This window comes from Muricoccus vinaceus (genome assembly GCF_042433125.1).
Lineage (GTDB): Bacteria > Pseudomonadota > Alphaproteobacteria > Acetobacterales > Acetobacteraceae > Roseomonas > Roseomonas vinacea.
The window spans coordinates 126,837-139,888 of sequence record NZ_JBHLVZ010000005.1 but is presented as its reverse complement, the minus strand read 5'-3'; the positions used below and the strand labels follow the sequence as shown (position 1 = coordinate 139,888).

At 72.6% G+C, this 13,052-nt stretch carries 12 protein-coding genes; 8 read left to right on the top strand and 4 right to left on the bottom strand.

Annotation, left to right across the window (positions count from 1 at the left end; all coding sequences use genetic code 11):
- Positions 1-2: 2 nt before the first annotated feature.
- Positions 3-671: a FadR/GntR family transcriptional regulator gene (locus ACFFIC_RS07180; protein WP_377049484.1), complete on the bottom strand. Its 669-nt coding sequence runs from the start codon at positions 669-671 to the stop codon at positions 3-5.
- A 91-nt stretch (positions 672-762) separates the two neighbouring features.
- On the opposite strand from ACFFIC_RS07180, the gene ACFFIC_RS07175 reads away from it, so the two are divergent.
- The 8 genes from ACFFIC_RS07175 (at position 763) to ACFFIC_RS07140 (ending at position 9,355) form a co-directional block, all read left to right on the top strand.
- On the top strand, positions 763-1,677 hold the full coding sequence (locus tag ACFFIC_RS07175; protein WP_377049483.1) for a fumarylacetoacetate hydrolase family protein: 915 nt from the start codon (positions 763-765) through the stop codon (positions 1,675-1,677).
- 89 nt (positions 1,678-1,766) lie between these two features.
- Positions 1,767-2,747: a Bug family tripartite tricarboxylate transporter substrate binding protein gene (locus ACFFIC_RS07170; RefSeq protein ID WP_377049661.1), complete on the top strand. Its 981-nt coding sequence runs from the start codon at positions 1,767-1,769 to the stop codon at positions 2,745-2,747.
- A 22-nt stretch (positions 2,748-2,769) separates the two neighbouring features.
- Positions 2,770-3,744 (top strand): tripartite tricarboxylate transporter substrate binding protein, encoded by a 975-nt coding sequence (locus tag ACFFIC_RS07165; RefSeq protein ID WP_377049482.1) that lies wholly within the window; start codon positions 2,770-2,772, stop codon positions 3,742-3,744.
- Positions 3,745-4,221: a (2Fe-2S)-binding protein gene (locus tag ACFFIC_RS07160; protein WP_377049481.1), complete on the top strand. Its 477-nt coding sequence runs from the start codon at positions 3,745-3,747 to the stop codon at positions 4,219-4,221. It begins immediately after the preceding gene.
- Positions 4,218-6,374, top strand: a complete 2,157-nt coding sequence (locus ACFFIC_RS07155) for a molybdopterin cofactor-binding domain-containing protein (RefSeq protein ID WP_377049480.1) — start codon at positions 4,218-4,220, stop codon at positions 6,372-6,374. Before ACFFIC_RS07160 ends, ACFFIC_RS07155 begins: the two co-directional genes overlap by 4 nt.
- Before the next feature lie 5 nt (positions 6,375-6,379).
- Entirely contained in the window at positions 6,380-7,372 is a 993-nt protein-coding gene (locus ACFFIC_RS07150) for a substrate-binding domain-containing protein (RefSeq protein WP_377049479.1), read from the top strand.
- 64 nt (positions 7,373-7,436) lie between these two features.
- Positions 7,437-8,408, top strand: coding sequence for a Bug family tripartite tricarboxylate transporter substrate binding protein (locus ACFFIC_RS07145; RefSeq protein ID WP_377049478.1), 972 nt, complete (start codon positions 7,437-7,439; stop codon positions 8,406-8,408).
- Positions 8,409-8,428: 20 nt separating this feature from the next.
- Positions 8,429-9,355: an alpha/beta hydrolase gene (locus ACFFIC_RS07140; RefSeq protein WP_377049477.1), complete on the top strand. Its 927-nt coding sequence runs from the start codon at positions 8,429-8,431 to the stop codon at positions 9,353-9,355.
- Here the strand turns inward: ACFFIC_RS07140 and ftsH are convergent.
- The 3 genes from ftsH to ACFFIC_RS07125 all read right to left on the bottom strand — a co-directional run bounded on the left by ftsH (position 9,352) and on the right by ACFFIC_RS07125 (position 13,001).
- Positions 9,352-11,334: an ATP-dependent zinc metalloprotease FtsH gene (gene ftsH / locus ACFFIC_RS07135; RefSeq protein WP_377049476.1), complete on the bottom strand. Its 1,983-nt coding sequence runs from the start codon at positions 11,332-11,334 to the stop codon at positions 9,352-9,354. The genes ACFFIC_RS07140 and ftsH overlap by 4 nt on opposite strands.
- 111 nt (positions 11,335-11,445) lie before the next feature.
- Complete coding sequence (hpxZ, locus tag ACFFIC_RS07130; protein WP_377049475.1) at positions 11,446-11,844, bottom strand: oxalurate catabolism protein HpxZ; 399 nt, start codon at positions 11,842-11,844, stop codon at positions 11,446-11,448.
- Complete coding sequence (locus ACFFIC_RS07125; protein ID WP_377049474.1) at positions 11,841-13,001, bottom strand: amidase; 1,161 nt, start codon at positions 12,999-13,001, stop codon at positions 11,841-11,843. The genes hpxZ and ACFFIC_RS07125 overlap by 4 nt, the downstream gene beginning before the upstream one ends.
- Between the last annotated feature and the right edge of the window lie 51 nt (positions 13,002-13,052).

The window sequence follows — 13,052 nt, the reverse complement described above, 5'->3', positions numbered from 1 at the left end:
GGCTAGTCGCCGAACATGTAGTCCTGCACGAAGAGGATGTGCTCGCGCATCACGCGCCGGGCTTCCGCGCGGTCGCGCTGGCGCACGGCCTCCACCATGGCATGGTGCTGGGATTGCAGCGTGGCGCGGTGCGCGGCGGTGTTGCCGCGCGCCTTCAGGCGCCCCCAGTCCGTGCGCTCCCGCACGCGGGCGAGGGAGCGGGACATGGCGATGACGGCGCCGTTGTGGGTGCCTCTCGCGAAGGCGTCGTGCAGGGCGGCGTCCCAGTGCTCGAAGGCCGCGAGGTCGGCGGCCCCGTCGGTGCCGCGCAGGCATTCGTCCATGCGGGCGATGTCGGCCTGGCTGGCGCGGGCGACGGCGAGCGAGATCATCTCCGGCTCCAGGATCAGGCGGCATTCCACCACGTCCGAGGGGCTGAGGCTTTCCTCCGCCGCGGGTGGCGCGGGGGGCGCGCGGAAGGTGCCGCGCCCGACGTGCCGGAGGATGAGCCCCTGCTGCTCCAGCGCGTCCAGGGCGCGGCGGACGGTGTTGCGGGCGACGCCGTAGGTGGTGCCGAGGTCGCGCTCGGTGGGCAGGCGCTCTCCCTCGCGCCAGCGGTCGGCGCGGAGGTCGCGCGTGAGGCTGTCCAGCAGCGCGGCCGCGCCCGGGCGGTCCTTGGTGGGTTCCGGCATGGCCTCGAATGTCTTGACTGGATCAACCAATGAGAGGACCATACTGGCGAATTGGTTCACTGAAAAGCAAAATTGGTATAGGAAGCGGCGCATGAAGCTTGCGATGGTGAAGACAGGGGCCTCCGCCCGGCTGGTGCGCGTGGATGCCGACGGGCGCCGCTTCTGGCCGCTGGAGACGCTGGCGCCGGAGATGCCGCACGACATGGCCGGGCTGATCGCGGCGCTGTCCAGCGGGGCCGCGCTGCCGGAGCCGGAGGGCGAGGGGGAGGTGCTGGACGAGGCCATGCTGCTGGCGCCGCTTCCCGTGCCGCCGCGCAACATCTTCTGCGTGGGCAAGAACTACCACGCCCATGCGCGGGAATTCGCCGGCAGCGGCTATGATTCCTCCTCCACGAGCGCGGCGGACGCGATCCCCAAGGCGCCCATCATTTTCACCAAGCCCTTCACCTCCGTTTCCGGCCCCTGGGACGACATCCCGCTGGTGCCCGGGCTGGACGCGGAGGTCGATTACGAGGCGGAGCTTGCCGTGGTGATCGGGCGGGGCGGACGCTGCATCACCAAGGCGGACGCGATGAAGCACGTGTTCGGCTACACCGTGGTGAACGACGTGACGGCCCGTGACCTGCAGGGCAAGCACAAGCAGTGGCTGCTGGGAAAGGGCATCGACGGCTTCTGCCCGATGGGCCCCTGGATCGTGACGACCGACGAGCTGGACGCACAGGCCATGCGCGTGACCTGCACGGTGAACGGCGAGAAGCGGCAGGACGCGGTGACGTCCGACCTGATCTTCGACATCCCGACGCTGATCGAGACGATCTCGCTCAGCACGGCGCTGCTGCCGGGCGACGTGATCGCGACGGGCACGCCCGAAGGGGTGGGCATCGGCTTCAAGCCGCCGCGTTTCCTGCGCGACGGGGACGTGGTGGAGTGCGCGATCGAGGGTATCGGGCGCATCCGCAACACCCTGCGGCGCGTGGATGCGGCGGCGCTGCGCGGCGCGGCCTGAGCGAGCGGGGCGTCCGGCCGGCGCAAGACCGGCGGGCCCCATGCGTGGTCCGGGAATGACGGGTGGCGCGGATCGCCCGCGGGAGGAAGATGGTGTTGCATCGTCGTGAGGTGATGGCCGCGCTTGGCGCACTGGCGCCGCTGCCGGTGATGGCGCAGGGGGCGGCCTGGCCGACGCGCCCCATCCAGATGGTCGTTGCCTTTCCTCCGGGCGGGCAGGCCGACGTGACCGCGCGCCCGACGGCCGCCGCGCTGGAGCGGGTGTTGGGGCAGGCGGTGCCGGTGGTGAACCGCGCGGGTGCCGGCGGCATCGTCGGCAGCGCGAGCGTGGCGCGCGCGGCGCCGGACGGATACACGGCGCTGCTCGCGCTTTCCTCGCTGGCCATGCTGCCGGAAAGCGAGCGCATCCAGGGGCGCACGCCCGCCTATACCGTGGAGCAATTCGCGCCGATCGCGCGCATCACGGCCGATCCGACCGTGATGCTGGTGCCGGCGAGCTCCCCCTGGCGGTCCGTGCAGGATTTCGTGGCGGACGCGAAGAAGCGCCCGGGCGCGATCACCTTCGGATCGGCGGGGAACTACTCCACACTGCACGTCGCCATGGCCATGCTGACGGGGGCCGCGGACATCGACCTGCTGCACGTGCCGTTCCAGGGCGGCGGGCCGGCGCTCACGGCGCTGCTGTCGGGCACGCTGGATTCGCTGGCTTCGGGGCCGGGGCCGGCGCTGTCGCACGTCAAGGAAGGGCGGCTGCGTGCGCTGGCGAGTTGGGGGCGCGAGCGCATCCCCGGCTTCGAGGACGTGCCGACCTTTATCGAGCTCGGCTACTCCGACGTGGAGTTCTACATCTGGACGGGCCTGTTCCTGCCGCTCGCGACGCCGGCGCCGGTCCAGGCGCGCATGCGGGACGCGCTGCGCCAGGTCTGCGAGAAGGACGAGGGGCTGAAGCGGGCGCTGGACGCTGCCGGAAGCCCGATCGCCTATCAGGAGGGCGAGACGTTCGAGCGCTTCTTCCGCGAGGACAGCGCGAGGCTGGTGCGCGCGGTGCAGCGGATCGGCAAGGTCGATTGAGGCGTCGGGAAGGAAGCGGACCATGAAGACGGGCGTGACGCGGCGCGGGCTGGGGATGCTGGCGGCGGGAGGGCTGGCGGCGCCGGCCCTTGCCCAGGAGGCGTCCTGGCCGAGCCGGGCGGTGCGGATCATCGTGCCCTTCGGCGCCGGGGGCTCGGCCGATATCGCCGCGCGCAACGTGGCGGAGGCGCTGTCGCAGTCGCTCGGCCAGCCCTTCGTGGTGGAGAACCGGCCAGGGGCGGGAGCCGTGATCGGGACGGATGTCGTCGCGAAGGCGGCGCCCGATGGCTACACGATCCTGATGATGTCCAACACGCACACCGCCAACGAGACGCTGATCCGCAACCGGCCCTATGTGCTGATGCGCGACCTTGCCGCGGTGGCGGCGGTGAACGTGGCGCACCACGTGCTGGCGGTGCATCCCTCGCTGGGCGTGAGCAGCGTGGCGGAGCTGGTGGCCAAGGCGAAGGCGGCGCCGGGGACGATCGACTATGCCTCCTCCGGCCCGGGCACGCCCTATCACATCGCGGGGGAGGTGTTCCGGGCGATGACGGGGATCGAGATTCAGCACATTCCCTTCCGCTCCTCGGGCGAGGCGCGGACGGCGGTGATCTCCGGGACGGTGCCGATGATGTTCGACGCCATTCCGACGATGGAGCCGCATCTCCAGGGCGGGCGGGCCAAGGGGCTGGCGACCACGGGGCCGCAGCGCGATCCGCTGCTGCCGGCCATGCCGACGGTGGCCGAGGCCGTGCCGGGCTACGAGGCCTCGATCTGGCTGGGGCTGATGGCGCCGGTGGCGATGCCGAAGCCGATCGTGGAGAAGCTGAACGGCGCGGTGAATGCCTGGCTCGCGCGGCCGCAGACGCGGGACGCCATGGCCAAGCAGGGCGCGCAGCCCATGCCCATGTCGGTCGCGGAATTCGATGCCTTCCTGCGCAAGGATGTCGAGACGCAGCGCCAGTACGTCACCATGGCGAAGATCGAGGTGAACTAGGTGCCGCTCGCCTTCACCCTGAACGGGGCGCCCGTGCTGGTGGAGGCGCCGGATGGGATGATGCTGCTGCACGCGCTGCGCGGGCCGCTGGGCCTGAGCGGGCCGCGCTTCGGCTGCGGGGCGGAGGCATGCGGCTGCTGCTACGTCACCATCGACGGCGAGCCGCGGCCTTCCTGCGCGCTGCCCGCCGAGGCGGTGGCCGGGCGCAGGGTGGGCACCGTGGAGGGGCTGGGCACGCCGGAGGCGCCGCATCCGTTGCAGGTGGCCTTCCTGGAGGAACAGGCGGGGCAGTGCGGCTACTGCCTCTCGGGCATCCTCGTGAGCGCGGCGGCGCTGCTGGCGCGCGACCCGGACCCGGACGAGACGGTGGTGCGCGCGGCGCTGGAGCCGCATCTGTGCCGCTGCGGGGCGCATAACCGCATGATCCGCGCTGTGCTGCGCGCGGCGCGCGGGATGCGCGGGGCGGGAGCGGCGTGAACCTCGCTTTCGGCTTCCCGATGGGCCAGGGGGGCAATGAGGGCGGCAACGCACCGGCGCTGCCGGGTAGCCTGCGCGCGGAGCCACGGCTTTCGCGCTGGTTGCGCTTCTCGGCGGATGGGTTCGTCACGATCACGCCGGGCAAGGTGGAGATCGGCCAGGGGATCCTGACGGCGCTGGCGCAGATCGCGGCGGACGAGCTTGGGGTGGCGCCGGAGCGGGTGCGCGTGGCCGCCGCTTCCACGCCCGGAAGCCCCAACGAGGGCGTGACGTCCGGCAGCCTGTCCATCCAGGAAAGCGGCCTGGCGATCCGCCATGCCTGCGCCGAGGCGCGGGCGCTTCATCTTGGCATCGCGGCGCAGCGCGCGGGCATCCTCGCGGAGACGATCCGCGTGGAGGACGGCGCCTTCATCGGCCCGGACGGGGGGGCGCTGGGCGCCTATTGGAGCCAGGCCGAGGCGGTGCTGCTGGAGGTGGAGGCGCGCGGCGACGTTTCGCCGAGGCCTGCTGGGGAGCGGCGCGTCGCCGGGCGCCCGGTGCGCCGGCTGGACCTGCCGGACAAGCTGTTCGGCGCGCCGCGCTTCATCCATGACCTGCGCCTGCCGGGCATGCTGCACGCCCGCATGGTGCGCCCGCCCGCGCGCGCCGCGAGGCTGCTGGAACTGCGCGACGGCCGCTTGCCCGGCGATGCCGCCGTGCTGCGGGAGGGAAGCGTGCTGGCCGTGGTCGCCCCGGAGGAATGGGCGGCGGAGCTGGGCGCGGCGCGGGTCGCCGCACGGGCGCGCTGGGAGGTTCGCGAATCCCTGCCGGACGAGAACGACCTCGCGGCCTGGATCGAGGCCGCGCCGGCCCAGCGCACCGAGGTCGCCCGGCGCGACGGTCCCGCCCCCGAGGCCGCGCATGCGCTCACGCGGCGCTTCGCGCGGTCCTTCCTCGCCCACGGCTCCATCGGCCCCTCCTGCGCGGTGGCGCGGTGGGAGGGCGATGCGGTGGAGGTCTGGACGCACAGCCAGGGTATCTACAACCTGCGGGCCGATCTCGTGACGGCGCTCGGGCTGGAGGCGTCGCGGATCACGGTGCGCCACGTGGAGGGCGCGGGATGCTACGGGCACAACGGCGCCGACGACGTGGCGCTGGACGCTGCGCTGGTGGCGCGCGCGCATCCCGGCCGTGCCGTGCGCGTGCTCTGGAGCCGGGCGGAGGAACTGGCGTGGTCGCCGCACTCGCCCGCGGGCATCGCCGATGTCGAGGCGGCGGTGGATGCGGAAGGAATGCTCTGCCGCTGGCGGACGGTGCTGCGCGGCAACGGGCATTCGTCGCGCCCCGGGCGGGCGAAGGACCCGACGCTGCTTTCGGCGGGCTACCTCGATCCGCCCTTTCCGCTGCCGGTGGCGATCGACGCGCCGATGGCGGGCGGGGGCGGCGGGCAGCGCAACGCGGTGCCGGGATACAGCGTGCCGTCGCTGGATGTTTCCATGCACCGGCTGCTGGAGATGCCGATCCGGTCCTCCGCGCTGCGCGGGCTTGGCGCGCTGCTGAATGTCTGGGCCACGGAAGCGGTGATGGACGAGCTGGCGGAGCGGAGCGGACAGGATGCAGTCGCCTTTCGCCTGCGCCACCTGAAGGAGGATCCCCGTGGCGCCGCCGTTCTGCGGGAGGTCGCCGCGATGTGCGGCTGGCCGCGCGCGGCGGGCGGGGAAGGGGTTGGCACCGGCATCGCGGTGGCGCGCTACAAGGGCACGGGCGGCTGGTGCGCGGTTGCGGCCGAGGTGGAGGCGGCGGAGGTGGTGCGCTGCCGGCGCCTCTGGATCGCGGCGGACCTGGGTGAACTCATCAACCCCGATGGCGCGGCCAACCAGATCGAGGGCGGCGCGCTGCAGGCCGTTTCCATCGCGCTGAAGGAAGCGGTGCGGTTCGACCGGCTGAACGTCACCACGGATTCCTGGGACGCCTATCCCGTGCTGCGCTTCTCGGAGGTGCCGGCGGTGGAACTGCGCTTCATCGGCCCGCCGGATGCGCCGCCGCTGGGCGCGGGGGAGCCCTCGCTGGGGCCGACGGTGGCGGCCATCGCGGGTGCGATCCACGCCGCGCTCGGCATCCGCCCGCGCGCCATGCCCTTCACGCCCGACAACCTCGCCGCCGCCATGGAATGACCGACTTGCCCGAGACGCTCCGCCTTTCCCTCGCCTGCCACAGCTCCGACCGCACGCGCCCCATCATCGACGGGCGGGTGGAGGTGCCGGGCGTCACGCTGACGGTGCTGCCAGGGGAGCCCGAGGACATCTTCCGCCGCGCGCTGCGCGACCGCGCCTTCGACGTGACGGAACTTTCCATGGGAAGCCACATCGTCACCACGGCGCGGGGGGATGCGCCCTATATCGGCATTCCCGTGTTTCCGTCGCGCTCCTTCCGGCACGCGGCCATTTACGTGCGGACGGATCGGGGCATCCGCACGGCGGCGGACCTTGCGGGCAAGCGGATCGGGCTGCCGGAATACCAGCAGACGGCGGCGCTCTGGGTGCGCGGGACGTTGCGCGAGTACTACGGCGTGGACACGCGCGGCATCGCCTGGCGCACCGGCGGGCTGGAGGAGAAGGGGGGCAGCGAGCGCGTGGCGCTGAAGCTGCCGCCGGAGTTGGACGTGCGGCCCATCGGCGCGGACGAAACGCTCAACGGGCTGCTGGCTTCGGGAGAGATCGACGCGATCGTCGGGCCGCGCCCGCCTTCCTGCTTCGTTCAGCGCTCGGCGCCGGTGGACCGGCTTTACCCGGATTACCGCACGGAGGAGGAGGCCTATTTCCGGGCGACGGGCTTCTTCCCGATCATGCATTGCGTGGCGCTGAGGAAGGAGCTTGCCGCAGCCCATCCCTGGCTGCCGCTGGAGCTGTTCCGCGCCTTCGCGCGGGCGCGCGCCATGGCGGTGGCGGATCTGTCGCTCGTGAACGTGCTGCGGGCGTCGCTGCCCTGGATCGCGGCGGAGGCGGAGGCGCAGACGCGGATCATGGGCGGCGATCCCTGGCCCTACGGCTTCCGGCGCAACCGGGACGAGGTGGCGGCGATGATCCGCTTCGCGGTCGCGGACGGCCTCGCCGCGCGCGAGATCGCGCCGGAGGACCTGTTCCATGCCAGCGTGCTGGATGCCGTGCCGTGACATGCGCGGCCAATGAACCCGCGACAGACGGGATGGGTGGGAGTGAGCGAGGATGCGTGAAGGAATGGGGCGCCGCGGCATCGCCGCGCTGGCCGCGGCCGGACTGATCGCGCCGCGCGCGGCGGGCGCGCAATCGGCGGAGTACCCGACACGACCCGTGCGCATCGTGCTGCCGGTGGCGCCCGGCGGCTCGACCGACACGATCGGGCGCGTGCTGGCCGACGAGATGGTGAAGAAGAACCGCGGCAGCTTTTTCGTGGAGAACCGGCCGGGCGCGGGCGGCAACCTGGCCTACCAACTCGTGGCGCAGGCGCCTGCCGACGGGCAGACGCTTCTGGTGGCCGTGGATTCCCTGACGGTGAACCCCAGCCTGTTCCGCGACGCCGGCTATGATCCGGTGAGCGCCTTCGCGCCGGTGGCCCTGATGGCGCGCATTCCGCACGTGCTGGTGACCCACCGCAACGGGCCGGCCAGGACATTCGCGGCGTTTATGGAGATCGCGAAGCGCGAGCCCAACCGGCTTCAGGTGGCGATCTCGGGCTTCGGCAGCGGCGGGCATCTCTCGGGCGCGGTGATCCAGCACGAGACGGGGGCGCGCTGGTCCGTGATCCCGTATCGCGGCGGGTCGACGCCGATGAACGACCTGATGGCGGGCAACGTGGACGCGGCCTTCGTCACGCTGGGCGCGGTGATCGGGCTGATCCGCGGCGGGCAGGTGGTGCCGCTGGCCATCACCACGCCCGCGCGCTTCCCGCTGCTGCCCGAGGTGCCCACGGTCGCCGAGGTGTCGATCCCCGGCTACGACGTGCCGAACTGGTACGGGCTGCTGGCGCCCGCGGGCACGCCCGCGCCGGTGGTGGCGAAGCTGAACGAATGGGCCAATGCCGCACTCGCCGAGCCGCATGTGCGGCAGACGCTGCTGGAAAACGGCTTCGAGATCGTCGGCGGCCCGCCGGAGCGGCTGGGCACGCTGGTGCGCGACAGCGTACCGCGCTGGCGCAACCTGATCCGCGACGCCGGCCTCCGCGCCGAGTGAGCAATAAAGGGAGAACGGGCTTGGACACGAACATGGGCGGCGCGATCGAGGCCGAGCAGCGAATTGAGGCCGAGCAGCACTGGGCGATGAAGGGCGAGGTGCGGCTGGCGGTGTACCGCAAGCGGCTGGCGGGGGCGGGGGAGCAGCCGATCCTGTTCCTGGTGCACGGCTCTTCCTTCGGCGGGCAGGGGGGCTTCGACCTCGATGTGCCGGGCAAGCCCGGCTATTCCTTCATGGAGGAGTTCGCGCGCCGCGGCTTCGATGTGTGGAGCATGGATTTCGAGGGCTACGGGCGGTCCTCGCGTACGCAGTCCAACTCCAACCTTTCCATGGCGGCGGAGGACCTGCGCGCCGCGTCGGACGTGGTGTTCGAGCGCACGGGCAAGCGCTCCGCCATGTTCTACGGCTCGTCCTCCGGGGCGCTGCGGGCGGCGCTGTTCGGAGAGGCGCATCCGGATCGGGTGGAGCGCGTGATCCTGGATGCCTTCGTCTATACCGGGGAAGGCGCGCCGACGCTGATCAAGCGGCGGGAGCGGCTGGAGGAATGGCGGTCCTCGCATATCCGCAGGGTGGACCGGGCCTTCTTCCACTCCATCTTCAACCGCGACCTTCCCGGCACCTCCGAGGAAGGAATCGCCGACGCCCTGGCCGACTACGAGCTGGCGCTGGGCGACACCATGCCCACCGGCACCTATCTCGACATGTGCGCCAACCTGCCCGTGGTCACGCCGGAGAAGCTCACCTGCCCCGTGATGATCGTGCGCGGCGAGCATGACGGCATCGCCACCGAGCAGGACCTGCTGGACTACTTCGCGAAGCTCGGCACCAACGACCGGCGCTTCGTGGTGATCCCGGGCATGGCGCATGTCTCCTACCTGTCGAAGAACCGGGCGATCTTCTTTCAGGCCATGGAGGAGTTCCTGCGGCCGCCCGCGCGGGCGCTCTAGGCCACCGCCGCCAGCGCCCCCGGGGCCGCGGCGTCCACCGTGCGCCGCGCTTCCTCGCCGGTCAGCGTCTCCTCCTCCAGCAGGCGGGCGGCGAGGGCGTGCAGGGCGTCGATCTCCGCCTCCAGGACGCAGCGCGCGGCTTGCAGCGCCTGGGCGATCTCCGCCTGCACCAGGCGGTCGAGGCGCTCCAGCGTGGCGGGGGCGGCGGGGGCGCCGCGGCCGTCGCCCAGCATGTCCACGCAGCCGAGCTCGGCGTTCATGCCGTAGCGGCCCAGCATCTCGCGGGCGATGCGCGTCGCGTGGGCGATGTCGCCGGATGCACCGCCGGTGACCTCGTCGTGGTCGAGGATGATCTCCTCCGCCGCGCGGCCGCCCATGGTGACGGCGAGGCGCCCTTGCAGCAGGCCACGGCTCCAGAGGTGGCGGTCGCGGTCGGGGGTCTGCACGACGGCGCCGAGCGAGCGGCCGCGGGGCACCACGGTGACGCGGCGCACGGGGTCGGCGCCGGGGGTGCGCATGGCGACGATGGCGTGGCCGGCCTCGTGATAGGCGACCACGCGGCGCTCGAACCCGGACATGGCGCCGGCCGGGCGCTTCTCGCCCAGGAGGATGCGGTCCATGGAGGCGCGCAGGTCCTCCATCTCCACCGCGCCCTTGCTGGCGCGGGAGGCGGAGATGGCGGCCTCGTTCAAAAGGTTCGCGAGGTCCGCGCCCGAGAAGCCCGGGGTCATGCTGGCGACCTCGGGCAGGCTGACGTCGCCGGCCAGGCGCACGCGGCGCGCATGGACCCCGAGGATCGCCTCGCGCCCCTTCACGTCCGGGCCGGGGACGAAGATGCGGCGGTCGATCCGCCCGGGGCGGGTGAGGGCGGCGTCGAGCACGTCCGCGCGGTTGGTGGCCGCGATCAGCACGATGGTGGAGGAGCGGTCGAAGCCGTCCAGCTCCGTCAGAAGCTGGTTGATGGTCTGGTCGTGCTCCTGCGAGCCGCCGTCGCGCGCGGTGCCCGAGCGGGCGCGGCCGACCACGTCGATCTCGTCGATGAAGACGATGGAGACGGGGTGCTTGCGGGCGCGGGCGAAAAGGTCGCGCACGCGGCGGGCGCCGATGCCGACATACATTTCCACGAATTCGGAGCCGGAGGCGCTGAAGAAGGGCACGCCGGCCTCGCCTGCCACCGCGCGGGCCAGCAGGGTCTTGCCGTTGCCGGGATCGCCCTCCAGCAGCACGCCCTTGGGCACGCGGGCGCCGAGGGTGGCGAAGCGTGCGGGGTCGCGCAGGAACTCGACCACTTCCAGCAGGGAGTCCTTGGCGGCCTCCTGCCCGGCGACGTCGGCGAAGGTGACGGACTGGGAGCCATCGGTGCCGGTTTCGCGCCGCGAGCCCTTGCGGAACAGCACGGGGCGCTGCGCCCGCCCACGGGTGCGGCGGCGCTCGAGCCAGTAAAGCAGGGTGATCACGCCGATCACGGCCGCCAGCAGCAGGGTGAATTTGCCCACCATCCAGGCGGCATCGGCCCAGGTGCCGTCCTCCACGAGGAAGTCGATCCCGAGCTCACGCGCGCGGCGGGAGAAGGCCTGGGTGTCCTCGGTGGTGGCGGGCAGGAAGAAGCTGGCCCCGCCGCCGGCGGCTGCCGTCAGGTAGATGCGGTTGCCGTCCCAGGTGTCGCGATAGGCGGATTCGGCACGGCCATCGGCCAGCATCCGCTCCGCCTCCCCCTGGGTCACCGCCCGCGCGCTCCAGCGGCCGAAGAAGCCGGGCCAGGGGTGACGGCGGACCCTCGTTTCGGCGGGGCCGGATGCGGAGGTGGCCGCCGGAACCGCGGCCTGGGCCAGCGCCGATGCCTGGGCCGGGGCGGTCAGCCCGCGCAGGGCCGCGTCCACCGCGCTTCGCTGCGCGGGGGTCAGTGGCTCGCCACCCGCGGCCTGCGGCGGGGCGGCGACTGCGAGAAGGAGCAGGAAAAAGCCGAGGAACAGGCGCATGCCGGGATCCGCGCAGGGGTTGGTGTGTCCAGCATGCGGAGCGGAGACGGAACAGTCACCACAATAATGTTACTTGACGGAAGAAATTTATCTCCTGCTGTCCCCACGCCCTCAATAGGCGGCCTCGGCCTCCGTAACCGACACATGGGCGGACACCACCTTCCAGCCCAGTTCCGGGAAGCGGACCCAGGTCTGGCTCTGCCGCCCCGGCATGTCCCGGCCGCGCATGTCGAACTCCAGGTTCACCGTGGCCAGGTCGCGCCCGATGGTGGTGATCACCAGGCGGCGCCGGGCGGTCTTGATGCCGGGGCCGGGCGGGCGGCGCACGCGGTGGGCGTGGATCTCGTCAAAGCCGTAGCCGTTCTCGTGGATGGCGTAGCGGATGGTGTGCGGCGTGTTCCAGAAGGTGGCGTCCAGCACGGCCACGTCCTTCTCCACCAGCGCGCGCTCGTAGCGCTCGAACAGGGCGCGCACCTCCTCGACCACCTCGGGAATGTTCACGTCCATCATGCCTGCTCCAACGCGAGTGCCGTGCGGACCAGCAGCGCATCCGCGCCTCGGGCCGCGACAAGGGAAAGCCCGACCGGGCGACCGTCCACCAGGGCGCCGGGGATGCTGAGCTGGGGGTGGCCTGCCAGGCCGCCCAGGGCGCAGAGGCACAGGATCTGGTCGCGGAGCGGGTTCAGCGCGGGCAGCGGCAGGCCTGTGGCCGGGGCGGGAAACGGGGTGGTGGGCAGGGCCAGCACCGTGCCGGGCGGCAGCAGGTGGCGCAGCCGTCCGCGCGCCTCCTGCCGCACCAGGGCGGCCCAGCCGCGCTCGGCCTCGGGCGTCGCCGCGCCCATCACCAGGGCGCGGGCGACGGAGAAGGCGAAGCGGGGATTGTCGCGCTCCACCCAGGTCCGGAAGGTGTCCCAGGCCTCCACGGGCTGGAGCGTTCGCTGGGCGCGGCCCCAGGCGGCGAGGCCCGGCGGCGCGAGGATGTCCTCCCGCGTTCCCGGCACCAGGTGGCGCAGCCGGTTCAGCAGGGGCGCCAGGGCCGCGGCCGTCTCGGGCCCGGCGAAGCCGAAGGCATCGGTGGCGATCACCAGGCCGGTGGGGAGGGTGTCGGGGATCTCCTCCTCCAGCAGCACGGCGGATACGCGGGCGAAGGTGCGGGCGTCCCGGGCGAACCAGCCGGTGGTGTCCGAGCTGGGCGCCTGCGGCATCATGCCGTCCAGCCGCAGCCGGCCATGGGTGGGGCGGATGCCGTAGAGGCCGCAGAAGCTGGCGGGTACCCGGACGGAGCCGCCGGTGTCGGTGCCCAGCGCGGTGTCGCAGAGCCCCTGCGCCACGGCGCTGGCCGAGCCCGAGGAGGAGCCGCCGGGCACGTGGCCGGGCGCCGCGGGGTTGGGCGGCGTGCCGTCGAAGGCGTTCTCGCCGAGGATGCCGAGCGACACCTCGTCGGTGACGGTCTTGCCGACCAGCGCGGCGCCGGCGTCCAGCAGCGCCTGCACGGCCCAGGCGTTGCGGGCGGGCAGCGGGTTCTGGCGGGCCCAGTCGGGGTTGCCGCCGCCGGTCGGGTGGCCGGCGACGTCGAACAGGTCCTTGGCGGCGAAGGTGAGGCCGTCGAGCGGGCCGCCCGCGCGCCCCTCGATGCGCAGGGCCGGGCCTTGGACAAAGGGGGACATGGACACTCCTGCTGGGCGGCGCGCGGAGTATGGCGCGGCGCCGCCCGCAGG

Coding starts and splice junctions, on each gene's coding strand:
- ACFFIC_RS07180 (WP_377049484.1), bottom strand. CDS start 671: ATGCCGGAACCCACCAAGGACCGCCCGGGCGCGGCCGCGCTGCTGGAC.
- ACFFIC_RS07175 (WP_377049483.1), top strand. CDS start 763: ATGAAGCTTGCGATGGTGAAGACAGGGGCCTCCGCCCGGCTGGTGCGC.
- ACFFIC_RS07170 (WP_377049661.1), top strand. CDS start 1,767: ATGGTGTTGCATCGTCGTGAGGTGATGGCCGCGCTTGGCGCACTGGCG.
- ACFFIC_RS07165 (WP_377049482.1), top strand. CDS start 2,770: ATGAAGACGGGCGTGACGCGGCGCGGGCTGGGGATGCTGGCGGCGGGA.
- ACFFIC_RS07145 (WP_377049478.1), top strand. CDS start 7,437: ATGGGGCGCCGCGGCATCGCCGCGCTGGCCGCGGCCGGACTGATCGCG.
- ftsH (WP_377049476.1), bottom strand. CDS start 11,334: ATGCGCCTGTTCCTCGGCTTTTTCCTGCTCCTTCTCGCAGTCGCCGCC.
- hpxZ (WP_377049475.1), bottom strand. CDS start 11,844: ATGATGGACGTGAACATTCCCGAGGTGGTCGAGGAGGTGCGCGCCCTG.
- ACFFIC_RS07125 (WP_377049474.1), bottom strand. CDS start 13,001: ATGTCCCCCTTTGTCCAAGGCCCGGCCCTGCGCATCGAGGGGCGCGCG.